The organism is Bacillus sp. SIMBA_026 (assembly GCF_046535335.1).
Lineage (GTDB): Bacteria > Bacillota > Bacilli > Bacillales > Bacillaceae > Bacillus > Bacillus velezensis.
In genome coordinates this window covers 1-260 of record NZ_JAWRWX010000270.1, presented here as the reverse complement: position 1 = coordinate 260, position 260 = coordinate 1, and the positions used below count along the sequence as shown (strand labels likewise).

At 63.1% G+C, this 260-nt stretch carries 1 protein-coding gene; it reads left to right on the top strand.

The window, feature by feature from the left end; translation table 11 throughout:
- Nucleotides 1-260, top strand: a 260-nt coding sequence (locus SB847_RS21440; RefSeq protein WP_410578687.1) for a hypothetical protein, incomplete at both ends; no start/stop codon positions are given.

Sequence of the window (260 nt, the reverse complement as noted above, 5' to 3'; positions counted from 1 at the left end):
CTTGTGGTGGCAGGGTCGCTCTCCGCTTGCGATGACGCGCGTGCTGGCGCGGACGCGGCGGCCAAACAGCTCGCTTCCTCTTTGGCAGCGCTCGACGTCGGGCAGTTGGCTGTGGATGGCAAGGAAGCGTCCGCCGCCAATGATCAACTTAAGGCCGTGTTCCAAGGTTTGGGAACCAAGCCGTCCGTGACGTCCGGTGATGTAAAGCTCGACGGCGACAACGCCACCTTCCCGCTGAAGTACACGTGGACCATCGGCTC